The organism is Sphingobacterium humi (assembly GCF_009768885.1).
GTDB lineage: Bacteria > Bacteroidota > Bacteroidia > Sphingobacteriales > Sphingobacteriaceae > Sphingobacterium > Sphingobacterium humi.
In genome coordinates this window covers 38,554-62,378 of the sequence record NZ_WSQA01000017.1, presented here as the reverse complement: position 1 = coordinate 62,378, position 23,825 = coordinate 38,554, and the positions used below count along the sequence as shown (strand labels likewise).

Annotated in this window: 15 protein-coding genes; 11 read left to right on the top strand and 4 right to left on the bottom strand. The window is 44.1% G+C overall.

Annotation, left to right across the window (positions count from 1 at the left end):
- Positions 1-29: 29 nt before the first annotated feature.
- The 3 genes from GQF63_RS18015 to GQF63_RS18005 form a co-directional block, all read right to left on the bottom strand.
- A complete protein-coding gene (locus tag GQF63_RS18015; RefSeq protein WP_160370642.1) occupies positions 30-1,199 on the bottom strand; it encodes a FecR family protein in 1,170 nt (389 codons plus the stop codon).
- Positions 1,200-1,251: 52 nt separating this feature from the next.
- Positions 1,252-1,812 carry an RNA polymerase sigma factor gene (locus GQF63_RS18010; RefSeq protein ID WP_160370641.1) on the bottom strand — a complete coding sequence of 187 codons (561 nt, stop codon included), beginning with the start codon at positions 1,810-1,812 and terminating at the stop codon, positions 1,252-1,254.
- Between the two features lie 189 nt (positions 1,813-2,001).
- Positions 2,002-3,468 (bottom strand): hypothetical protein, encoded by a 1,467-nt coding sequence (locus GQF63_RS18005; RefSeq protein WP_160370640.1) that lies wholly within the window; start codon positions 3,466-3,468, stop codon positions 2,002-2,004.
- Positions 3,469-3,642: 174 nt separating this feature from the next.
- Between GQF63_RS18005 and rbsK the strand changes: the two genes are divergently transcribed.
- Genes rbsK through GQF63_RS17985 form a run of 4 tightly spaced genes read left to right on the top strand, consistent with a single transcriptional unit; the run spans position 3,643 to position 8,795 of the window.
- A complete protein-coding gene (rbsK, locus tag GQF63_RS18000; RefSeq protein WP_160370639.1) occupies positions 3,643-4,560 on the top strand; it encodes a ribokinase in 918 nt (305 codons plus the stop codon).
- Between the two features lie 33 nt (positions 4,561-4,593).
- Positions 4,594-5,598: a GRP family sugar transporter gene (locus GQF63_RS17995; RefSeq protein ID WP_160370638.1), complete on the top strand. Its 1,005-nt coding sequence runs from the start codon at positions 4,594-4,596 to the stop codon at positions 5,596-5,598.
- A 48-nt stretch (positions 5,599-5,646) separates the two neighbouring features.
- Positions 5,647-7,203 carry an ADP-ribosylglycohydrolase family protein gene (locus tag GQF63_RS17990; RefSeq protein ID WP_160370637.1) on the top strand — a complete coding sequence of 519 codons (1,557 nt, stop codon included), beginning with the start codon at positions 5,647-5,649 and terminating at the stop codon, positions 7,201-7,203.
- A 17-nt stretch (positions 7,204-7,220) separates the two neighbouring features.
- Complete coding sequence (locus GQF63_RS17985; RefSeq protein ID WP_160370636.1) at positions 7,221-8,795, top strand: ADP-ribosylglycohydrolase family protein; 1,575 nt, start codon at positions 7,221-7,223, stop codon at positions 8,793-8,795.
- A gap of 126 nt (positions 8,796-8,921) precedes the next feature.
- On the opposite strand, the gene GQF63_RS17980 is transcribed toward GQF63_RS17985, so the two are convergent.
- A complete protein-coding gene (locus GQF63_RS17980) occupies positions 8,922-9,638 on the bottom strand; it encodes a GntR family transcriptional regulator (protein WP_160370635.1) in 717 nt (238 codons plus the stop codon).
- A gap of 599 nt (positions 9,639-10,237) precedes the next feature.
- Here GQF63_RS17980 and GQF63_RS17975 point away from each other — a divergent pair.
- The 7 genes from GQF63_RS17975 to GQF63_RS17945 all read left to right on the top strand — a co-directional run bounded on the left by GQF63_RS17975 (position 10,238) and on the right by GQF63_RS17945 (position 23,824).
- Positions 10,238-13,468, top strand: a complete 3,231-nt coding sequence (locus GQF63_RS17975) for a SusC/RagA family TonB-linked outer membrane protein (RefSeq protein WP_160370634.1) — start codon at positions 10,238-10,240, stop codon at positions 13,466-13,468.
- 30 nt (positions 13,469-13,498) lie between these two features.
- Positions 13,499-15,130 carry a RagB/SusD family nutrient uptake outer membrane protein gene (locus GQF63_RS17970; RefSeq protein ID WP_160370633.1) on the top strand — a complete coding sequence of 544 codons (1,632 nt, stop codon included), beginning with the start codon at positions 13,499-13,501 and terminating at the stop codon, positions 15,128-15,130.
- Between the two features lie 31 nt (positions 15,131-15,161).
- Entirely contained in the window at positions 15,162-16,688 is a 1,527-nt protein-coding gene (locus GQF63_RS17965) for a hypothetical protein (RefSeq protein ID WP_160370632.1), read from the top strand.
- Positions 16,689-16,878: 190 nt separating this feature from the next.
- Positions 16,879-18,363, top strand: coding sequence for a neutral/alkaline non-lysosomal ceramidase N-terminal domain-containing protein (locus GQF63_RS17960; RefSeq protein WP_160370631.1), 1,485 nt, complete (start codon positions 16,879-16,881; stop codon positions 18,361-18,363).
- 25 nt (positions 18,364-18,388) lie between these two features.
- Positions 18,389-19,855 (top strand): hypothetical protein, encoded by a 1,467-nt coding sequence (locus GQF63_RS17955; protein ID WP_160370630.1) that lies wholly within the window; start codon positions 18,389-18,391, stop codon positions 19,853-19,855.
- Positions 19,856-19,893: 38 nt separating this feature from the next.
- A complete protein-coding gene (locus tag GQF63_RS17950) occupies positions 19,894-22,833 on the top strand; it encodes a PVC-type heme-binding CxxCH protein (protein WP_160370629.1) in 2,940 nt (979 codons plus the stop codon).
- A gap of 163 nt (positions 22,834-22,996) precedes the next feature.
- The gene (locus GQF63_RS17945) at positions 22,997-23,824 is read left to right on the top strand and encodes a 3-keto-disaccharide hydrolase (RefSeq protein ID WP_160370628.1); all 828 of its coding nucleotides are present in this window, start codon (positions 22,997-22,999) and stop codon (positions 23,822-23,824) included.
- The last annotated feature ends 1 nt before the right edge of the window (position 23,825 follow it).

The following is a 23,825-nucleotide window of genomic DNA, read 5'->3' as shown; positions in this document are numbered from 1 at the left end:
GGCTTCCTTATAGGCTCGGCTTTAGGCTTTTATTTTTCCATGCTTTCGTTAATAATTAAGGTTCCTTGATCTAGCTGCAGGTTGATTCCTGAGCCTTTTAGAAATTCTAACATGATATCGAAGCTTACGTTCCTACTCACTTCTCCGGAAAAGTTAGCTATTGGAATAGGTCCATTAAACTTTACATCGACATTATACCAACGGGCCACTTGTTTGATAACTTCTTCAAAATTGGTATTCTGAAAACTAAAGAGGCCCTCGCGCCATGCCTTAGCTTCCAGACCATTCGCTTTTCTTTTTTCTAAGTCGTGATTACTCGTTAATATGGATTGCTCTCCCGGTAATAAGAAAACTTTAGCGGCATGATGCTGATCAAACACCTGCACCTTGCCTTCATATAAGGTCGTGTAAACGGCTTTATCTTCAGGATAGGCTTTTAAATTAAACGCGGTACCCAGAACGGTTATTTCCTGTTGTTTATGAACCACAATAAATGGTCGTGTTTTATCCTTACTAACTTCAAAATAGGCCTCTCCTTCCAAATAAACCTTCCGCTGTTCAGCAGCGAAATGACTTGGAAAAACAAGCTTACTATCAGCATTCAGCCATATTTTACTCCCATCTTCTAACTCTATTTGGTAAGTTCCTCCCTTGGGCACAAACAAACTAAGCTGCTCTGCTTTGGCCAATGAGCTTGTGTTTATTTGTTGATTCCCAAATGACAAAAACCCCTCCTTAACGGTAATCCCATCTTTATCATGCAGTTCATAAACATCGCCTTTATCACTACGCAATAGCGCACGATAATTTCCCGGAGCCGTCTTTGGCGACATCATACTCAAGGTTTCTGCAAATTGATGATGTTGTTGTTGATGGATAAGAATAACCGTTCCTAAGAGTAAGATCAAACTTGCTGCCGCAATAAATAAGGCTTTATTCAGACGCAAGTGAATTGGTTTTGGCTCAGCAGGTAATTTGGCCAATACGCTTTCAAAGCTTGGCATCAATATTTGGGATTGGTCTTTTTCTTGTAGAAGGGAATGGAGATTAACATCAGTTGATGGCGTAAATTCATCCAATAGCATTTTATTCGCCGGGTCTTCCATTGCCCAGCGATTAAGTTCTTCCCGTTCAGCCGTTGAAAGCTGATTAAGTTGGTGTTTTTTCAGTAAAAAACTAATTCTTTTAATGCTATCCATAATGTCCTTCTATACATAGAACTAATGAATGGCATAAACCTTACAGGAAAAATTAAAATAACCAGTCTTTTTTATTTTGAAACTTCTTTTTGAGGGTAGAAACAGCCCGTGAGTAATTAGCATAGGCCGAGTTTGAACTTATCTTCAACTGATTGCAGATGGATGGAATATCTTTATTTTCGTAATAACTAAGCTGTATTACATGTTTTTGTGAAGCAGGTAATTTATCAACCTCTTTCCGCAATAAGGCCAAGGTCTCTTCTCGTATTAAATGATTCACGATATATGGATCTTCTTTCAAGGTATGCTCCGAAAGGGAGGCAATATCAATGTGATTATTGTTGTGGGCCGCTTTTAAGGTTGAAAAGCAGGCGTTTTTGGCCACCACATATAGAAAAGCTTGGAGTTTCCCTTCGTTTTCGAAATCAGCACGCCGAGTCCACGCTTTAACAAAACATTCCGAAACAATTTCCTCACAGATTTCTGGTCGATTTTTTAGGATAGAATTAGCAAATAGCGTGATTGGTCTTTTGTAATATTCAAAAAACTTTTCAAACGCCGCAAGATTGCCTTGTTTAAATTCTTCAAAGGTATGATGATCTCCTAAAATCATGTTATTTCATTCGAAATAATTTCAAAAGTAATTTAAATACACCTGGTATTCTTATTAAGTTTTTGTTAATATAATTGGCTGTCAGCAGACTTTGTGATTAATTTAGCCAATATTTATCTTTCCCGTAAATTTTTCTTTAAAAATATTATTACTTGTCAGGGTGGTTGATTTCTTTTCCCTGCATTATGCTTAGCTTCTCAGCATGTTCAGGATATAACTTCGATGATCAAAGAATTTAATAAGGGACACCTCTGATTTATTCGCCAATATTTCCATGAATTGCTTTTCAAAAAGGGGAAGGTTCTTCCGTTTCCATTCATTTCCACGTCGTTTCGGATTGCTGGCAATCAGCTTGAACAGTAGTCGCTCCACCTGATAGCGTTTTCCTTGTTTCTGGAAATAGCGCTTATAGGCCCTTATTTCCGAATCGACAAACGCTTCATCATGCAGTTCATACAAGGTGACAATGTATAAAAGGCGCGCAGCACGATACACGATAAGATTGAAACCGGTATGGCAATTGGCAAAGAGCTCATTCAATAGCTGCTTTGATTTCAGGTAATCTTTTGCAAAATAATAGGTTAAAGCCTGGAAGTAATAGCCTTCCATTTTCTTATCCATATCGCCGAGCTGCTGGAGCATGGTTTTATCAAAATCTTGCAGCATGGCCAGCGCAGCAGGCAATTGACCTAAGCCCAGCCAACTGTTCAACTGATAGACCCAGCCGGTAACTTTCGCCAGGTTATTAAAGTGTTCAGTGTAATTGGCGGCGACAAAGCTGCGAATTCGATCGATATAATCTTGCATCTCTTCGAATTGAAAGAGGCTGCGCAGGCTATTCAAAATGCCATCTAAGGTGGAAAGGTAATCGTATGGCGGATTATTCCATAGGGCTTCATTCTTCTCGAATAGATTGCTGAGGTCTTTGAAAATAAGGAAAGCCGATTGGTATTCACTTTTATGGATAAAATAAAAGGATTGGAAGAGCAAGTGTACTTTTCGGGTTTCAAAGCGGTTTCTGCTTTTACTAAAGGCGAGGTTCAGTTCGCTAAGGATTAAATCGTCGGTACTTTTTCCAATTTTGGGGTTATTGGCGAGCCGGATGTTCAATAGCTCATATAAACTATAGTGTTCTTGCACTTCGTTCATGGCGCGCAAGGTCATGCGGGCCTCCATTTGCTTATTGATCAGTTCCTGTTCGCCTACTTCTTGAAAGTTGATGCTTTGCAAGGCATCCAGTTCCATCCGTAAGGAGGCATAGGTATTGGGTAGATTTTCAGACTTCACCGCCTTTTTGTAGACGCCTTGAATTTCCCTCAGTCCGCGGTCGGGCAAGGAGCGTTCAAAACATAGCTGGGCCTTCATCATTCCGTGTAATTGCTGATACCAGGCATGTTGTTCGATCCGGATCTGTACGAGTACATCCGTCAGCACCTTATAGAGGTAGTTTGCGGTACTTTCTAGGGAAACGCTAGGGTGTATTTTTTTAAACAGCTGCTGCCAATCGCTACTTCCTGTATCCCGATGCTCTAAAATTAAGTCGTACAAGCGGAAGTAATACTTTTGCTTTTTTAATTGGTTTGCATAGAGCAAAAACTGTTTTTTCTCTGATGCAGATAAGGAAAAGACGAGCTTTTCTAAGTCTCGGTAAATCATGACAATCTAGGAATAGTGTGATATTAAATATATATTTAGCTTACTACAAGCTACTTACATATTTATTTGGTCTATTATAGAGGCTTTATAAATATAAATATGCTGAAAAAATTGTCTTTTTTCAAAAGTTATTGCGTTTAATTTTAGGGTATAAACCAAAAGCCTATAGTAAATATGAGTAAGAAAATAATAGTTATTGGGAGTACAAATATGGATATGGTGGTGAAAACCGATCATATCCCGAAGCCTGGAGAAACGGTCTTAGGGGGCACATTTTTTATGAACCCAGGCGGCAAGGGGGCGAACCAAGCTGTCGCCGTTTCCCGTTTAGGTGGGGATGTGACCTTCGTCAGCAAGATAGGCAATGATATTTTCGGGAAGCAATCGTCGAAGATTTTCGACGATGAAGGCGTCGATATTGGCGGCATCTATGCGGAAGACAATAGCCCTTCGGGTATTGCGCTGATTACTGTAGACGAGAAGGGCGAGAACAGTATTGTTGTGGCTCCAGGTGCCAACGCTTTCTTAGATGAAAATAACGTTCGCCAGGCCATGGAAAAGTATGGTGACTGCGAAATCATGCTATTGCAGCTGGAAATTCCGATAGAAACGGTGGCCTACGCTATTCGCTATGCGAACCATAATCATATCCAAGTGATTTTAAATCCTGCCCCGGTTAATAAATCGATATTGCCGGAATTGGGGATGGTGGATATAATTACTCCAAATGTGCACGAGGCAGCTACCCTGGCAGGACAAGATATTACCGATATGGAATCGGCAAAGGAGGCCGCCAAAAAGATTAAAGAGCTGGGGGTGAAGACGGTTGTGATTACCATGGGGGAAAAAGGTGCTTTGTTATATGATGCGGGTGAGTTTCAGCATATCGACGCCCCTGCGGTGGAAGCTGTAGACACCACGGCGGCCGGAGATGTGTTTAATGGTGCCCTGACCGTGGCCTTGGCCGAGGGGAAATCCATGAAAAATGCCGTTAGTTTTGCCTGCCGATGTGCCGCAATGGCCGTAACGAAAATGGGTGCACAAAATTCCATCCCGCATCGCAATGAAATTATCTTAACCTATTTTGATTAACCCAAAGCCGATGGCTTTTTAATCTTACCGCTTATGTTTATTGTATCCGATTACCATACCGCTATTTTATTCTGTATCATCACGATGATCTGTTGGGGTTCTTGGGCAAACACCCAGAAGATAAACCAACAAAAATGGCGCTTCGAGCTTTTCTATTGGGACTATGTGATCGGCATTCTTGTCTTTGCCCTCATCAGCGCCTTAACTATGGGCAGCATGGGCGAACAAGGCCGTCCTTTTTTAGAAGACATTGCGCAGACCGATGTTTCTAACCTGGGGAATGCCCTATTGAGCGGTTTGCTCTTTAACCTAGCTAATATTTTACTAACCGCAGCTATTGCTTCAGCCGGTATGGCTGTTGCTTTTCCGATTGGTATCGGGATTGCCCTCGTGGCAGGGGTGTTCTTTAATTACCTACTGCAGCAAAAAGGCGATCCGGTATTGTTATTTGTCGGGGTAGGCTTAGTAACACTGGCGATTGTGTTGAATGCTGTGGCCTTCAAGAAGCACAAAGGAGCTTCTGGCACGGCGGGTATCGGCAAGTGGATCAGCATTTCGGTGATTGCCGGCTTCCTTATGTCTTCATTTTATCCTTTTCTAGCATCGGGTATGGATTTGAACAATTTTGAACAACCGCTTGCCGGAAAGATGACGCCTTATACCGCCTTCGTTGTGTTTGCCGTAGGGATTTTCTTAAGCAACCTTATTTTTAACACGGTATTGATGAAGCGCCCGTTGGAAGGGGCAGCAATTCGCTACAAAGAATACTTTGCCGGCCCTTTTAAATACCATATAATCGGGGTGCTAGGTGGCGCAATTTGGGGGCTGGGCAACCTGTTTAACCTGATTGCCGCAGGGAAAGCAGGCCCAGCCATCTCCTACGGACTAGGGCAAGGGGCGACCTTGGTGGCTGCCCTGTGGGGCGTATTGGTCTGGAAAGAATTCAAAGGTTCCAGCAGCAAGGTAAATAACCTATTAATCGCGATGTTTTTATGCTTTATTGCTGGCCTAGGCTTGATTATCTGGTCGGGCAGTTAAACCCTTATAGCACTATATCCTATTTACACCTAACATATTAAATAAGACATGAAAAGTAACTTCTTAACGTATTTCTTCCTATTAGGCGCCTTCCTGATTTTTCAAGTGCAAGCTCTTCACGCACAAAAGAAACCCTTAAAAAGCATGAGCAAAGACGAGTTGATGGACAAGGTAAAAGGTGGTTGGGCTGGGCAAACCATTGGGGTAACCTTTGGAGGGCCAACAGAATTCAGATACCGTGGAACCTTTATCCAAGACTATGAAAACCTGGCCTGGTACGATGGCTATATCAAAAGTACCATGACGCATAATCCGAGTCTATTTGATGATATCTATATGGATTTAACTTTTGTAGAGGTGATGGATCGCCTAGGTGTTGATGCACCTGTGGACTCGTTTGCCAATGCCTTCGCCAATGCAAGCTATGGCTTATGGCACGCCAACCAAGCGGCGCGCTATAATATCTTAACGGGTATTAAAGCACCAGAGTCTGGCCATTGGAAAAACAATCCCCATGCGGATGATATCGATTATCAGATTGAGGCTGATTTTGCCGGCTTAATGAATCCAGGCATGCCGAACTCCGCATCTACCATCAGCGATAAAATCGGTCACATCATGAACTATGGCGACGGTTGGTATGGTGGAGTGTATGTGGGAGCCATGTATACCTTGGCCTATGTAAACAAAGACATACACTTTATTGTCAACGAAGCCTTAAAGACCATTCCTGCTCAGAGTGATTTTTACAAGTGTATCGCCGACGTCATCAAATGGCATAAGCAATATCCGAACAACTGGAAGCAGACCTGGTTTGAGATTCAGCAAAAATGGGCCGAGGAAGTTGGCTGTCCGGAGGGCGTACATGCGCCTTACAATATAGACGCGAAAATCAACGCCGCTTATATTGTACTAGGACTTCTTTACGGAAATGGCGACTTCACGAAGACCCTGGAGATCTCGACTCGTGCGGGTCAAGACTCCGATTGTAATCCTTCCAGTGCAGCGGGAATCTTGGGCACCATGGTCGGATACAGCCAAATTCCGGCTTACTGGAAAATGGGGTTGGCAGAGGCCGAAGACATTAATTTCAAATATACGGAGACCTCGCTAAACCGGGTTTATCAAATAAGCTTTAAGCATGCCCTGGAAATGATCCAGAAAAACGGCGGTAAAGTATCGGCAAATGCGGTGGAAATTCCAGTGCAGAAACCAGTGGCTGTACGCTATGAAAAGAGCTTCGAAGGCGTATATCCGATTAAAAAAGTAGGCGTCAATCGTCAGTTAAAAGACAAGTACGACTTTGAATTTGAAGGGACTGGCTTTGTATTAGTGGGTGTGGCGAGAAAACCAAGCAAGGAAGCAACAGATGTGGATATTCCATTGGAAGTGTATGTGGATGGCAAAAAAATAGCTTCTACCATTATGCCGACCAATTACTTAAAACGGAAGGATGAAGTGTTTTGGATTTATGACTTACCAAAGGGAAAACATAAAGCCAGCATCGTTAAAAAAGAAACACCAGAAGGTTATTATGTGGACTTGACCTACAACCTGATCTATTCCGACGAGCCTAACGTAGGCATTGAAAACCATGTACACTAACCTAAAAACTCATAGATATGAATAAGAACTTTTTTAAATATTCGGCCTTCGCCTTGGCCCTTCTGGGTAGCTTGAGCAGCAGCCCTGTACTTGCTCAGCAATCCCTTCCTAAACAGGTTAAAATAAAACCGGAAGTGTTGAAAGATAAACTGAAAGGCGGATGGGCCGGACAGGTGATTGGAGTAACCTTTGGCGGACCTACAGAGTTTAAATTTAACGGCACGCTAATCCCGGATTACATGACCATTCCCTGGTTTGATGGTTATATCAAAAACACCATGATTAAATCGCCAGGCTTATACGATGACCTTTATGTGGAACTGACCTTCGTGGAGGTGATGGAGCAAAAAGGTATTGATGCCCCTGTGGAGGATTTTGCCAACGCTTTTGCCCATTCAGAATACCAACTGTGGCATGCAAACCAAGCCGCGCGCTATAACCTGTTAAACGGAATTAAAGCACCTGAATCGGGACACTGGCACAATAACCCACATGCCGATGATCTAGATTATCAGATTGAAGCGGATTATGCAGGGTTGATGACCCCGGGTATGCCTAATTCAGCATCGGAAATATCGGATAAAATTGGACATATCATGAATTATGGAGACGGTTGGTATGGCGGTGTATATGTCGGCGCCTTATATTCTATTGCCTACGTTTCTGATGACATCCAGTTTGTGGTGAATGAAGCCTTAAAAACCATTCCTGCTGAGAGTGATTTCTACAAATGTATTGCCGACGTGATCAAATGGCATAAGCAATATCCAAACGATTGGAAGCAGACCTGGTTTGAGATTCAAAAGAAATGGTCGGAAGAGGCGGGTTGTCCTGCTGGTGCACTTTCAGCCTTTAATATTGATGCGAAAATCAATGCTGCCTATATCGTATTGGGACTGCTATACGGCGATGGCGATTTCACCAAAACCATGGAAATATCTACCCGTGCGGGTCAGGATTCCGACTGTAATCCATCGAATGCCGGTGGGGTATTAGGCACCATCCTCGGTTATAGCCATATTCCAAAGTATTGGAAAATGGGGCTTGCAGAGGCTGAAGACATCGATTTTAAATATACCAATATGTCCTTGAACCGGGTATATGAGGTTGGCTACAAGCATGCCTTGGAAATGGTGAAGAAGAATGGCGGCAAGGTTACGGCGAAGGAAATTACCATCAATGTACAGCAACCTAAAGCCGTACGTTTTGAAAAAAGCTTCGACGGCATCTACCCTACGCATAAAATAAGTTTCTGGAATAAACCGATGGCCAAGGAATTCACCTTTGATTTTGAAGGCACTGCGGTGGTATTGCAAGGAGTAGCCGCCAAAGCAGATAACGTAAAAGAAGATCATGTGTTTGATTTAACCATATACATTGATGGCAAAGAGATTGAACGCACGAAAATGCCAACGGACTTGATGTCGAGAAAACACGAGATCTTTTGGAAATATGAACTGCCGAAGGGTAAGCATCAGGTAAAAGTCGTGACGAATAACCCGAAAGAGGGCTATTCAATACGCGTTCATGATGCCACCATATATTCCGATCAACCGGTAGATGGCATTCATGCACATGATGGCAAAGAATAATCAACCTATATCAATTTCGGGCATTTCAGTTGCCCAACACGTAAAAATCCCGAACTCGCATTCGGGATTTTTTATTTTATGGGCTTACAGGTATTCTGTTTCCCTCACGGTCTGAAAACGTTATGTTTAAAAATAATCTTGAATAAAGAACTCTTCGGTATTGCAATATAAAAAGGAATAGATGAATAAGTTCTTCTTATTGGTGGCCAGCTTACGCTTCATGTGTAAGATGGGTTTCTTAGCTTTGATATTGAAAAGCTCAGCTAGCTCCTTGCTGGCTTCAATGGCCCATATCTTTTGCTCCCCTTCCTTAACCTCTACCGCATGATAGTGCTTCAATGTATCGAAGAGTGAGTTTTTCTCCAGATTGTGTAGGGTAAAGCGAGGAAGCCCTAAATTACTGATGAAGGTTTCCTCGAACATCGTGGGCAAGCCATTTACATAGCGCAAGCGAGAGAAGGTAATTGCGCCTGCTTCCTGCTCTTCTGCCGATAGCTCGAAGGCAAAGGACTCCGGCCAAGCGCATTTCTGCGGCTTGGAAAGAATAGCTGTACGTAAATTATGCTTACCCACACCTGCTGTAGCTCCTTTAATCGATAAGATACCTAATCCATTCTTAGGCTCGGAGACTATGCTACCCTTACCATGCTGTCGTACAATATATCCCCGATTGGTAAGCTCGTTCAGGGCTTGCCGAACCGTAGGTCGGGTGGTGAAATATAATTTACATAACTCATTTTCGGAGGGAAGCAAATCGCCGATCTTATAATGGCCAGCGTCAATCTTGGCTTTTAATTCTTCAAAAACTTGCTTATATAATGGAGTACCTGCTGATTTTCGCATAATTCCAATGTGTTTTAATGACAAATATAGTGAATCGACAGCTTATTAAATAGGTTTTCTTGTATATACAGGCAGTATATTTCTTTCCGTAAATTCCTTTTATAGAGAGGCCAAAACAATTAGTGGTTAACAATACTTGTATAGACATATAAATATATAGAAACAAAATTTTCCAAAACAATGTTATTTTTATATCACTGATTTTCAGTCATTTAATTATTATACATGAAAAATATAAAATATTTTTATCTTAATTTCTTGTATATACAAGCTGTATTACTATATTTGTTTAACTAATTATAGTTAGAATTAGATATTCTACGAATTATGAGAAGGAAACAATAACCAATAACAAAGAAACACTTCTCCATACATGCAGAAACTCCCGAAAGCGTCCAGATTCCTATTAAATTAAGACATCCTAAACTACGCTTGACACCCTTGGCATTTCGGGTCCATAACGAACAATAAATCCGACAGGTAAACACTGATTAGGCGGACTAAAACCGATATGCTTTTTTATATCGCCTGCCCTGCCTATGACCATACGAGCCAGCAGGCTCCATATTTTCAAGTTAGGTTTAAATCAATTTATGCATATGGAACAACATAGCCGCCCAGAGCAACTATCGCGATTCTTCCACGCATTAGCCGTTAGTGCCAGCCTACTAACCAGTTCAGTAGGATTGCCTGCTTTTGCAGATGAACTCAGCGATAACACATTCACTTCCAAGCGAGTGAATACGCTAAAAAAATCAAACCTGATTGTTGAATCCTTCTTTCAACAGAAAGAACTAACAGGACGTGTTACGGATGCCGACGGTAAAGGAATAGAAGGGGTAAGTGTCAAGGTAAAAGGATCAGCAGCAGGAACTTCTACGGATGCCTCCGGCCAGTATAGCCTCACAGCCTCCAACAACGACAAGACCCTTGTTTTCAGCAATGTAGGCTACCTTTCGCAAGAAGTAGCTATTGCGAGCAATGGGGTCACAAATGTAACTCTGTCTGCAGATGTGACCTCCATCTCCGATGTGGTTGTTATTGGTTATGGAACCCAGAAGAAGGAAAATCTGACGGGGGCCGTATCGACGGTGAGCTCCGAAGTGTTAGAAAGCCGCCCGATTACCACCTTAGGGCAGGGTTTACAAGGAACAGCTCCAAATTTAAATGTTACCCAAGGCAGTGGAGCACCCGGTAAAGGTTCCTCCTTCAATGTTCGGGGGAACACCTCTATTAATGGTGGAGGGCCATTAATTCTAGTCAACGGTATCCCTATGGATGTGAACCTGATCAGTCCAAACGATATCGAAAGTGTCACAATCTTAAAAGATGCCGCATCTGCCGCAATCTATGGTGCGCGAGCTGCTTATGGAGTCATTCTAATAACCACCAAAAGTGGTAAAAAGGAGAAACCGGTAGTGTCCCTTTCTACGTTATTCTCCAGTAATAGCCCGACCAGTAAAATTGAGTTTATTGACACTAAGGACCGCATCGCTTATATGAATGAGGCCTCCATGCGCGTCAATGGCCGGAACTATTATGATGATATTACGATGGAAGCGATGATGGCGCATTATAACGACCCAACTAAGCCTTCGGCCTTCATTCACCCGGCACGATTAGATGAGTGGACAGGAGCTGCAAATACAAATTGGGAAAAGATTCTGATGAGTGAAAGCTATCCCATGCAACAACATACAGCAAGCATTACCGGGGGTTCCGATAAGTTCGACTACTATTCTTCCTTCTCGTTTATCAACCAGCGAGGCTTGACCAACCGGGATCTTTTTGATGAATATTATAAACGCTATAATGTGATGACCAACCTCAATTACAACATCAAAGAATGGATTAGTGTTGGCACCAGAATCAGCATCAATAACGGAAATAAACGCTTTCCTCCCAATGACCCTTATTTTCGGAATTCTTTCCCCGAGGATGGCACCATCTACCAAACCAACGTCTATTCTACCCAACCCTACAAAGACCCAAATGGCAATTGGACACACGAAGGCTCTATCTTTAATCCCGCACAAATGTTAAGCGAAGGCGGATATCAGACCCGCCTAGTAAATGATGTTTGGATGACAGGCTTAGTAAAAATCAAACCTATTCAAGAAATTTCAATTAATGTGGACTATTCTTTTAATACCAAGAATACTAAACACATGTCATATGTTGCTAAGCAGCCGTTCTACAATGTTAAAGGTGATGTTGTTGGTTATTATGGAGGAAGTAATCCAAACCGCGTAACACGGACAGACAATGAAGACCGTTATTACGTGTTTAATGCCTACGCAGATTATACGAAAACCTTCTTGGAGAAACATAACTTCAAAGCGATGGTTGGTTTTAACCAAGAGTATGCCCAATACAATATGGTTTCTGCGGAAAGAAGGAATTTAATCATCAACTCTGTGCCTTATATCAACTTGGCCTCTGGCGATCGCTTTGCCTATGATGGCATTGATGAGTATGCAATCCGCGGAGTTTTCAGCCGGATTAACTACAGTTATGACGATCGCTATTTGGTAGAATTTAACGGCCGATATGACGGGACATCCAAATTTGCAAAAAAAGATCGCTTTGCCTTCTTTCCTTCTGTTTCAGTAGGCTGGCGGATAGATAATGAGGCTTTCTTTTCTTCCCTTAAAGAAAAAGTAAGCTTATTAAAAATCAGGGCATCTTATGGTAACCTTGGGAATCAAAATGTTCCAGGCTATTACCCTTATATCGCTACCCTCTCAGCCGCCGATGTGAATTATTTGATCAATGGTGACCGTCCAATGTCTGTGATAGCACCAGGTTTAGTGAGTTCTACCCTTACCTGGGAAACAGTGACACAGAAAAACATCGGGATAGACTTCGCCTTGCTCAACAGCCGCCTAAACGGATCTCTAGACTTCTACACCCGCGACACCAAAGACATGTTGACTAAATCGCAAACATTACCTGCGGTATTAGCCGTTACGGAGCCTCAGGCGAACGCCGCTGATTTAAGAACCCGAGGGTTTGATCTTAATATCACTTGGAATGACCAAGTTGGCAACGTAAGCTATGGATTAACCGGGATTCTTTCCGATTACTCAGCAAAAATTACCAAATACAATAACCCCGTAGGATTAATCGCCGACTACTATGTGGGATCAGATATCGGAAATATTTGGGGACTAACCACTGGAGGCTTTTTCCAAACGGATGAGGAAGCTTTAAAGCTTGACCAAACCAATATTAATGGCAGAAGAAGACAAGCCGGGGATTTATGGATGGTAGATCTAAATGGTGACGGGAAAATTACCCGTGGCGCACAAACCTTAAATGACCACGGTGATATGAGCATTATCGGTAATAATACACCACGCTATAGTTATGGCTTTCGTGCGAATGCTTCCTGGAAAGGAATTGATCTCGATGTATTCTTTCAAGGAGTAGGAAAAAGAGATTTGCAAATGAGCCAATTGTATTATTTGACGCAATATTCTAACGAATGGGTTGGAATTCCTAAGGTAGCCATGGATTATTGGTCGCCAGAGAATCCGAACGCTTTCTTCCCGAGACCAATTATCTCTGGAGCTGCGGATGTATTAGCAGTGCAGACACGATATCTTCAGAATGGTGCTTATTTACGCCTGAAGCAATTGACCATAGGCTATACCATTCCTCAACATATTACCCAGAAATTCAGCACCGACCGGATTCGCGTATTCTTTACAGGCAGTAACCTATGGACGCTTACAAAAATGATCAAAATATCAGACCCTGAACTCCCAGGCCCGAGTTCCTATCCGATGTATCGATCATTTTCCTTTGGTGCAAGTATCAGTTTATAAACCGGCCATAATTTAAAAATCATGATACGAATGAACAATCTATATACCTTATGTATCCTTGCAGCTTTATCTTTAACAGCCTGCAATGACGATTATTTGGAGCGGTATCCGCTTGATGAAATTAGCGATGGAACCTTTTGGAAATCCGCAGCAGACGTGGAGATGTATGCGAATCAGTTTTACCCAACTTTATATGATGCCCGCCTTGCCTGGTATGATATTGATAATGCAAGTGACAATCAAGTGCCCCGCAGTAGAAACATCTTCACCTGGAATGAATATAATATTCCATCAACCGACGGAGGCTGGGGAAAAGCCGATTGGTTACAGATCCGTCGATGCAATTACGCTCTCGATCGGATTGGTAGCATTCCAGCGAGCGACGCTCTAAAACAAGCAGAGGCTGAAATTCGATTCTTCAAGGCATTTCATTATTTCAAAAAACTCAAAAAGTTTGGAGAAGTGCCTTGGTTGAACAGCAGCCTGACCCCGGAGTCAGAAGAATTGACTGCCCCTCGAGATTCCCGCGAAACCGTGACAAACAATATCATTAAGGAGCTGGACTTCGCGATTAACAGCCTTCCTAGCACATCGGCAGCCGATCGGTTAACGAAGTATGCTGCTTTAGCTCTTAAAACTGAAGTAGCCTTATACGAAGGTACGTTTCGAAAATACCATAAAGTAGGAACCGCCCATGACCAACTCTTAAAGCTTGCCGCAAGTGCAGCGGAAGAGATTATCAACTCAGGGCAGTTTAGTGTCTTCAAAACAGGAAATGCAGAAAAAGATTTCTTCGATCTCTTTGTTCAATACGAGCTCAAAGGAAATCCCGAAGGCATCCTAGTCCAACGGTTTATTACCGATAAACGGATGCACAATAACGTTCGCCAATTGGGTGAACCAGGAACTGGCTACAGCAAAGACTTCGTCGAGTCTTACCTCTGCCAGGACGGACTTCCAATTGCTTTAAGCCCTATGTATAAAGGAGATAGTAAGTTTGCTGATGAATTTATAAATCGTGACCCACGTATGCGGCAATCTATCTATTATGAGGATCGTCCATATCGGATATATGATAACGGAGTTGCGAACAACAAGAAAATGCCGGAGTTCGACAACAGCTACTGTCCAACCAGCTACTTTATCATCAAGGGTTACAGCCCCTATGAAAAAGACCGGTTACCAAGTACCTCAATTACTGATGACTTTATCTTCCGCTATGGAAAAGTATTGTTAAACTATGCCGAAGCTAAGGCCGAGTTAAACGAATGCACTCAAGCTGTTTTAGACAAATCCATCAACCTTTTGCGCGATCGGGTAAAAATGCCACACCTTACAGTTGCTGTTGGCTTTGTTGATCCGAATTGGCCGAAATGGGAAATTGCCATCAGTCCTTTACTCAATGAAATCCGCCGGGAAAGACGTATCGAGACCTCAGCAGAGGGCGAACGATGGGATGATATTGTCCGCTGGAAAGCAGGAAAACTCTTAGAAAATCCAAGAACATTAGTCGGCGCTATTGAACCTGCTACAGGTAAACCACGGGTGGTATACCCAGGCTATCCTGCTCGCAAATGGGACGATAAATTATACCTCTACCCGATTCCAACACAGGAGATTGCCTTAAATCCAAACCTGACGCAAAACCCAGGTTGGAAATAAACCCTGATTATTCATCCATAAACTAAATACAATGAAATACATCCTAACCCCCATTATCTTTTGCTTGCAGGCGGCCCTTCTTTGGGCCATGCCGGCGGAAGGTATTGCGCCCATCTTTCGGGCGGCCTTTTGCGAAAAAGACATCACGCCGGATATAGGCATGGAACAGCCTGGTGGTTATGGGAAAAGCTACCATAGAAAATTCCATGACCAATGTAAAGTTCGGGCCGCTGTATTCGATGATGGCCGCAAAAAAGTAGCCATCGTAGGTGTTGATCTTATTTTCATCACCCGTAAGGTGGTGCAGGTCAGTCGTGCCGAGATCCAGGAACAATGCGGTATCCAAGGCAGCGACATCATGATCGGAGCTTCCCATTCGCATTCCTCAGGCCCTATTGCCATGTCGGAACCTGGCGACTTTGACGATGCATCACCCATGGTGAAGGAACTCGCGACAAATATGTCTATTGTCTCTGACCCCGGCTTTATCCAGTACCTGCAGCAGCAGATTGTTGCTGCGGTCTGCGAAGCCCATAAGAATTTACAAGATGCCAAGTTGGCTGTAGGCGTAGGCCATGAAGATAAAGTATCTTTTAACCGTCGCCTACGCATGAAAAATGGACTCAGCTATTCCCATCCGGGGGTTGGCAATCCAGATATTATTGACTATGCGGGTCCTATCGATCCGGATGTGGGCACCATCGGCGTATGGGACATGAAAGATAATTTATTGGGGGTGATGGTCAATTTTGCTTGCCACGCAACAACAAACCCGGATGGTATTTCTGCAAATTGGATTGGCGCCATGGAGCGCACCTTACGCGGAGCAACAGGAAATGCAGCTCTACCTGTTGTCTTTCTGCAAGGCGCATGTGGAGATATTACCCAGGTGGATAACCTGGCCAAATATGCCAATCCAAATGCAGAAGATTGGTGGGAATTGGTCGGTGGCCGCGTCGGTGCGGAAGCCTATAAAACCCTGCTCTTAATAAAGCGAGGAGCCGGAAATGACATCCCTTTAGATTCAAGACAGAAAGTATGGCAAATAAAACGTCGGGTTCCAAGTGGGGAAAAAGTGAAGAAAGCTTTCGAATTGGTGAAACAAGGGCCCGAGAAAGCTGGCGCTACAGAATGGACTTTTGCGAAGGAAACGGTAATGTTGGATGCGATGATAAAGAAGAGACCCGAGGTTGAGGTGGAAGTACAAGCCATTCAGGTAGGGCCAGTTGCCTTGATTTCCAATCCGGCGGAGTATTTTGTGCAATACGGCTTAGATATCAAAAAGGGCAGTCATTTTCCTTTCACTTTTGTTGTAGAGTTGGCCAACGGTGTGGTAGGCTATGTTCCTACGGAAGAAGCCTTCGGTCCGAATGGTGGTGGGTATGAGACCCGACTAACCTCCTATTCGAATTTAGAAGTTACAGCAGGGCGCCAATTTGCCGATACTGGCATCAAGCTAGCCAATGAGATGAAACCCGGGAAAATCCCGCTACCAGCACTTCCTCCGGCAAAAACAGTGCCTTGGTCTTATGGCAATGTACCACCAGAATTAAAGTAGCCAATAGGATGGGAGAAAATTATTAGACCTTAGGCTTTGTTCTTGTGTATACAAGTTGTATATTTATTGCACGAGACAAAGCCTAAATTGATGATCGTCTCCTTGCCTGCAATAATTAGATAATTACCAAAATACCGCTCAGCATCACTGTCTGTTACAACAGCTAGGCTTAGCGTAAAAAACTAAAATTATGGAAAAGCTAAATAAGCACATCAATTGGGTAATCTTATATACTTTGTCCTTTTTTATCCTATGGCCACTACTTCCTGTGGCGCAACAAAGCAATAGCAGCAAAACATTTAAGGCAGGTGCCGCCTTAAGCAATATTACACCTTTTTTAGGAGGTGGTATCGTTGGGAACTTCGGTGAACCTCCAGCAGCCAAATACGTACATGACGAGCTGCATGCAAGATCTCTTGTGTTAGATGACGGCAGCAATAAACTGGCCTTCGTTATCTGCGATAATATCGGAATAGCACGTCATGTCTGCGATGCTGCCAAGCAACAGATTCAAGCACGCACGCAAATTCCAGTGCAAAACATTCTCATTGCCGGCACCCATACCCACTCTGCCACAAGTGCTGAAGGGGAAGGACTGCGGCGCAGAGGCTGGAACAAGGATCGTCCTTTAGATGAATATCAACAATTCCTGGCCCACCGCATCGCCGATGCTGTAGAGATGGCCATTCATAATTTACAGCCAGCCGAAATTGGTTGGTCTTCCGTCCATATTCCAGAGCATGTTTTCAACCGGAGGTGGTATCTTAAAAAGCCAGCGATTAATCCATTCGGCGTGATGGAACAGGTTAAGATGAATCCTGGCGTTGGCAATCCAGATTTAGATAAACCCGCAGGTCCTACCGACCCGGAATTATCCTTTATTTCCATACAGTCTACAAATGGAGAACCCATAGCCTTACTGGCTAATTATTCCCTGCATTATATCGGTGGTGTTCCGATGCACGACATCTCTGCAGACTATTTTGCTGTATTTGCCAATAAGATGAAAAGCATCCTACAACAAAAGGGGCAAACAGTTCCCTTTGTCGGCATAATGAGCAATGGCACCTCCGGCGATATCAATAATATTGATGTCAAAGCCACGGGCAGCAAATTCAAGCCCTACGAGAAAATGGAGCTTGTAGCAAATGATATAGCCGATAAGGTATTTAAAGCACAACAGCAGATCCGTTATCAGCCTTGGGTGAAATTGCAGGCCCAACAGGCAGATCTTACCTTGCAAATCCGCAAACCCGACCAGCAATTAAGCGCATGGGCCAAGCGGGTATTAGCCTTGCCTGAGGGCAGTAAGCCCCTCAACCATTCCTTAGAAAAAACCTATGCTGAACGAGTAACCCAACTGGCCAACGAGTGGCCAAATGAGATTGCCGTTCCGATACAGGCTTTCCGGATTGGCGACCTTCAAATTGGCGCCATTCCCTTTGAGACCTTTGCGGAAACAGGGCTTCATTTAAAGCAAAATCCTGCAGCATCGAAAACCTTTACCATCAGCTTTGCCAATGGCTCCTTCGGCTATCTTCCGCCTCCCGAGCAACATGCCCTCGGCGGCTATGAAACATGGCTTGGCACCAATCGCGTAGAAAAAGAAGCCTCACGAAAAATCGTCGCTCTCCTGGAAAAACAGTTTAAAGCAATGAGCCAGCAAGCGAAATAACCATAAACACCTAATCCTATTGGACATGAAAAGAATAATCTGCACATTTCTTATCGCTTTCCTTTTAATCAGCAGCCATGCGAATGGCCAGTCTGGGCAGGGTTCAGCCAGCTTCAAAGCTGGGGCTGCCACCAGCACCATCACCCCAAAAATTGGCTATTCCATCAATGGCAATATGCAAGATGTCACCGTCCGCAATGTCCACGATGATATTCATGCGCGTGCCATTGTATTAGACGATGGCCATACACAACTGGGCTTTGTGGTATTAGACCTGTGCATGGTCTATCGGGAGACCTTGGATAAAGCCAAGAAAAGAGCTTCCGAATTCACCGGCATCCCGGTGGAGAACATGATGATGTCGGCCACCCATACCCATTCGGCGGGGACCGCCTGTGGCGTATTCCAAAGTGACCCAACACCGGAATATCAAGAGTTTCTGGTCGAACGTGCTGCCGATGCTTTAATTCGAGCCTATGAAAATCGAGTTCCAGCCAAGATAGCTTGGGGAGTTGGCAAGGAAGACTCGGAAGTTTTCAACCGTCGTTGGTACCTGAAACCGGGCACTCCAATGCCAAACCCATTTGGCGGACAGGATAAAGTGAAGATGAACCCAGGCCTTGGAAATCCGAATAAAGTAAAACCTGCGGGCCCTACCGACACGGAAGTTCCAACCATGATGGTCCAGACCCTGGATGGAAAACCTATTGCCTTATTAGCGAATTACTCGCTCCATTATGTTGGAGGCACTGGCCCTGGCGAAATCTCCGCGGATTATTACGGCCGCTTTGCCGATCATATTGGCGAATTGCTACAAGCCAAAAAAGAACCCGGAAGCCCTTACTTTGTTGGGGTCATGAGCAATGGCACCAGCGGTGATATTAACAACATCAATTGGCCTAGCGATAAAATGGAGTCTTTCGGCCCTTATGAAAAAATGAATACGGTGGCTAAAAAAGTAGCCAATGCCTCTTATGCCGCCATTAAAGATGCGCCCACCCAAAACTGGGTCTCCTTAGCGGCTAAGCAAACGGAGCTGACCTTGGGCGTACGGAAACCTAATGCAGCCGAGATCAAACGCGCAGAACAGATTGTCGCTAAAGCGGAAGGCCCTACGATGAAATCTTTAGAAGAAATCTATGCCCGGGAAACCTTGTTAATGAAAGACTATCCCGACAACGTAAATATATTATTGCAGGTATTCCGTATTGGCGACTTGGCCATTACGGCCATCCCGGCAGAAGTATTTGTAGAAATCGGCTTAGAGTTAAAGGCAAAGAGTCCTTTTAAGCCCACCTTTAATATTGAGCTTGCCAACGGCTATAACGGCTATTTACCCACCCCTGCTCAGCATCGCTTAGGAGGATATGAAACCTGGCGCGCACGCTCCAGCTATTTAGAAGAAAATGCTTCGGACAAAATCTTGAAATCATTATTTGATTTATTAGCCAAACACAAAGCACAACAGAACAACGCAACTGCCAAGAACTAGTTATTCCGGTAGTTGCAACACATCCATGATAAACAACAATGAAAAACAAACTACTTGCCGTCGGTTTAGCTACAGCCATTTTAAGTTGCAAATCTGGCCATGAAAACAAACGTATTCAAGAAGCTTTTGATAGCTTTCAATTGGAAGAAGGCCTGCGCATTGACCTGATTGCAGCAGAGCCCTTGGTGATTGATCCGGTCGCTTTTGCCTTCGATGAAAACAGAAATATGTATGTGGTGGAGGATCGCGGATACCCAGATCCGGTTGAAGAAGGGGCGCCTCCTTCAACCCTAGGCAGAATTGCCTTCTTAACCGATACCGATGGAGATGGCAACTATGACAAGCGGCATGAATTTGCAACGGAACTAACCTATCCAAACGGGATATTACCTTGGAAAGGCGGAGTATTCATTACCTGCGCGCCCCATATTTATTACTTCAAGGATACCGATGGGGATGGGGTTGCAGACATCAAAAAAACAGTGCTGACTGGCTTTAACGATACGAAGACCGCACAAATTCGGATGAGCCACCCTATCTTAGGCTTAGACGGTTGGATCTATATTACCGGCGGATTGAACGGGGGATCAGTGACATCTCCAGAGCATCCGGAGCGCCCTGCTGTGACTTACACGGCTGCTGATGGCCGGTTTAATCCAGAGACTTTCGAATTCCAAGTAACCGGGGGTAAAAGTCAATTTGGACTCAGCATGGATCCTTTTGGCCATCGTTTTGGTTCCTCCAACAGGCATCCGGTGATGCAAATCTTAATGGAGCCCTGGAACCTCGCCCGCAACCCGCACTTAGTGTTCAACGAATCGGTACAAAATGTATCGCCTGTAGAAGCCGAAGCTGTGGTTTACCCCATTAGCAAAGCCGTTACAACGGCCGATTACATCCCGAGTTTGATGGGTAAATCGCATGCCGGCACCTTTACGGCAGCCAGTGGTTTAGTGGTATACAATGGAACAGCCTTGGGTTCAGCCTACCAAGGGAATATTTTTATCTGCGAATCAGCGCAGAACCTGGTTCAACGACAAATTGTGAAAGAAAACGGACCTAGCTTTAGCTCGGCCATTGCAACCGAGGGCAAGGAGTTCCTCGCATCTACGGATGAGTGGTTTCGCCCGGTATATGCGCAGCATGGCCCAGAAGGAGGATTATACATTGCCGATATGCATCGAAAAGTAATCGACCATCCGGCCTATGTTCCCGAAGAGATGCGCGATAAGCTAGACTTTGAAAGTGGTAAAACCGACGGTCGGATCTACCGCATCGTCCAGGAAGACTTTGACACGAATAAGGATGATAAATTTGGTAAAGTAGAGAAGGGTGCAACGACTGCTGACTTGGTCGATGCCCTTTCCTCTCCTGATGAATGGAAACGTGCAACCGCTTTCCGCCTTTTACTAGAGCAAAAACCAAAAGACGCAATTTCTTTATTAGCGCAGGCAGCAGTAAAAAGCGAACAAGAAGCAGGGAGAGTGAGAGCGCTATGGTTATTGCAAGATCTGAATGCTTTAGAAGCAACCCACATCCAGCAGGTATTGGCAGATCCTTCGGCGGCAGTCCGCGAACAAGGAGCCCAACTCTTAACAAGCGATAATCCGGCCTTTGCGACTGCAAATGCAGCCCTATTAAAGTTGGCAGATGATCCTTCTGCCCGTGTAAGGTATTACGCTGCTATTTCCTTAGGAAATCGTAACAGCGATGATGCCATTCAGGCCTTAGCTAAAATTGCAGCAAAAGATGGTGCCGATAAATGGAGCCGAGCGGCGGTATTAAGTGGACTATCGGGCAAAACGCAAGCCTTTATGCAGGCCTTTAAGGCCAGTAGTCCTGCCGAACCAAAAGCTTACGCGGCGGTGATGCAAGACATAGGCCGATTAATTGGTCAATCCGGCAGCTTAGCAGAGTCTCGTAGCTTTTTTACCGATTTAATAAGCCCTGAAGCCATAGATTCCTGGAAAATCTCGGCCATGCTTGGCTTAACCGAAGGCATGAGCGGACGTAGAAAAGAATTAGCAACCGTGAAAAAAGGCTTGCTTTATGCGGTTAATGGTAGCGATGCGAGTCCGCAGCTAGATCAGATGCTGGAACGCTTAAAGGAAATTGCCTTGAAAGATAGCGCGGCTACCCAATTAAACGCTATCGCCTTATTAGGCTATAGTACCTATCCGCAGGCAGAAGCTACCCTTCGGCAATTATTAGACGCCCGTTATCCACCAAATGTTCAAATGCAAGCCATTAATGCCATTAGCCGTCTTCAAGATCCTAAGGGTGGAGAAATGCTAACAGAAAAGGAGAAGTGGAAATCACTCTCCCCTAAGGTGAAACCAGCCGTTGTTGCCGCCTTGGTTACCAACAATGTCTTCATTCCTGTTTTATTTCAAGCCATTGAGTCCGGACGCATTGCGGCGGCAGAAATCTCTTCTGTAGACCGTGTTCGGCTAATGAAAAGCAAGGAAGCAAGCGTTAGTGCGAAAGCGAATGAGCTGTTTAAGGAACTAGAGGGCGGAGACCGCATGACGGTTTACCAAGATTATAAAGCCATTTTGGGGAAAGCAGCCAATGCCAAAGCAGGAGCCGCGATATTCCAAGCCCAGTGTGCCGTTTGTCATACCTATGCCGGCAAAGGCGGTAATGTAGGGCCTGATCTTAGTGGGGTTAAAAACCAACCGGCAGACGCACTCTTACTGCATATTTTGGTGCCTAACTACGAAGTCTATCCCTCCTATCAATCGGTATTGGTGAAAGCAAAAGACGGCAGTGCTGTATCCGGCTGGGTGCTATCAGAAAATGAAAACAGCCTAACCATTCGTACAGCGACAGGTGCTGATGTAGCGATATTGCGAAGCAATATTGAATCATTAAGCAACTCCGGACTTTCATTAATGCCTGACGGACTGGAGAAAACCATGTCTAAGGACGACATGGCAAACCTGATTGAATACTTGAAAAAGGGAGATGCAAAGTAATTTTTTGTAATTTAACTTGTATATACAACCTGTATTTATATCTTTGTAATAGAAACCTAATCAAATACGCTATAAATCTGTAGGAATGCCTATATTGAATAGATAAACCTACGCATTTCAATAAACCGAATTCAACCATTAAAAAAACAAGAGGAGGTTACATATGAAAAGAATGATCGGCATGCTCGGAGTTGCATGGATCTTGATGTCTTTTTCCAGCGGTATAACCCTGGAGCCATCAACCAGCAATACTCCCCCGAAAAAACCTAAAACTATTCAGTTATTCAACAAAAAGAACTTGGACGGCTGGTACATCTTTATTCAAGATCGTGGCCGTCATCAGGATCCTAAGGGTGTATTTACAGTCAAGGATGGTATTTTACGCATCTCAGGTGAAGAATGGGGTTGTATTACGACCAATGAAGAATACGAGAACTACAAATTAATCATGGAATTCAAATGGGGCGAATTGACCTTTGGAAGCCGGAAAGAAAGAGCACGCGACAATGGCTTGTTATTCCATTCCGTGGGTGACGATGGTGGATATTCGGGCATTTGGATGCGTTCCATTGAGTGTAATATTATTGAAGGTGGTGTTGGCGATTTTATCGTTGTAGGCGATGGCACCGACAAGTTCAGCATTACCAGCCCGGTTGCTAAAGAACGCCAAAGCGGGACCCCTATCTATCAAAAAGGCGGCGAATTGGTCACCATCAACAAGGGGCGGATCAATTGGTCAGGACGTGATCCAAATTGGAAGGATGAGTTAGGTTTTCGTGGCGCTAAGGACGCTGATAAACCAGTAGGTGAATGGAATAAACTGGAATGTGTGGTTCACGGCGACATCATTGATATTTATGTCAATGGAAAGCTGGTTAACCAAGCCATCAACGTACGCCCTTCCAAAGGGAAGATCCAAGTACAGTCAGAAGGCGCCGAGATGTTTGTTCGCCGCTTAGATATGATCCCTTTAAAGGCACCTAAAAAATAAA

Coding starts and splice junctions, on each gene's coding strand:
- GQF63_RS17975 (WP_160370634.1), top strand. CDS start 10,238: ATGGAACAACATAGCCGCCCAGAGCAACTATCGCGATTCTTCCACGCA.
- rbsK (WP_160370639.1), top strand. CDS start 3,643: ATGAGTAAGAAAATAATAGTTATTGGGAGTACAAATATGGATATGGTG.
- GQF63_RS18010 (WP_160370641.1), bottom strand. CDS start 1,812: ATGATTTTAGGAGATCATCATACCTTTGAAGAATTTAAACAAGGCAAT.
- GQF63_RS17960 (WP_160370631.1), top strand. CDS start 16,879: ATGGAAAAGCTAAATAAGCACATCAATTGGGTAATCTTATATACTTTG.
- GQF63_RS18015 (WP_160370642.1), bottom strand. CDS start 1,199: ATGGATAGCATTAAAAGAATTAGTTTTTTACTGAAAAAACACCAACTT.
- GQF63_RS17985 (WP_160370636.1), top strand. CDS start 7,221: ATGAATAAGAACTTTTTTAAATATTCGGCCTTCGCCTTGGCCCTTCTG.
- GQF63_RS17965 (WP_160370632.1), top strand. CDS start 15,162: ATGAAATACATCCTAACCCCCATTATCTTTTGCTTGCAGGCGGCCCTT.
- GQF63_RS17970 (WP_160370633.1), top strand. CDS start 13,499: ATGAACAATCTATATACCTTATGTATCCTTGCAGCTTTATCTTTAACA.
- GQF63_RS17950 (WP_160370629.1), top strand. CDS start 19,894: ATGAAAAACAAACTACTTGCCGTCGGTTTAGCTACAGCCATTTTAAGT.
- GQF63_RS17980 (WP_160370635.1), bottom strand. CDS start 9,638: ATGCGAAAATCAGCAGGTACTCCATTATATAAGCAAGTTTTTGAAGAA.
- GQF63_RS17990 (WP_160370637.1), top strand. CDS start 5,647: ATGAAAAGTAACTTCTTAACGTATTTCTTCCTATTAGGCGCCTTCCTG.
- GQF63_RS17995 (WP_160370638.1), top strand. CDS start 4,594: ATGTTTATTGTATCCGATTACCATACCGCTATTTTATTCTGTATCATC.
- GQF63_RS17945 (WP_160370628.1), top strand. CDS start 22,997: ATGAAAAGAATGATCGGCATGCTCGGAGTTGCATGGATCTTGATGTCT.
- GQF63_RS18005 (WP_160370640.1), bottom strand. CDS start 3,468: ATGATTTACCGAGACTTAGAAAAGCTCGTCTTTTCCTTATCTGCATCA.
- GQF63_RS17955 (WP_160370630.1), top strand. CDS start 18,389: ATGAAAAGAATAATCTGCACATTTCTTATCGCTTTCCTTTTAATCAGC.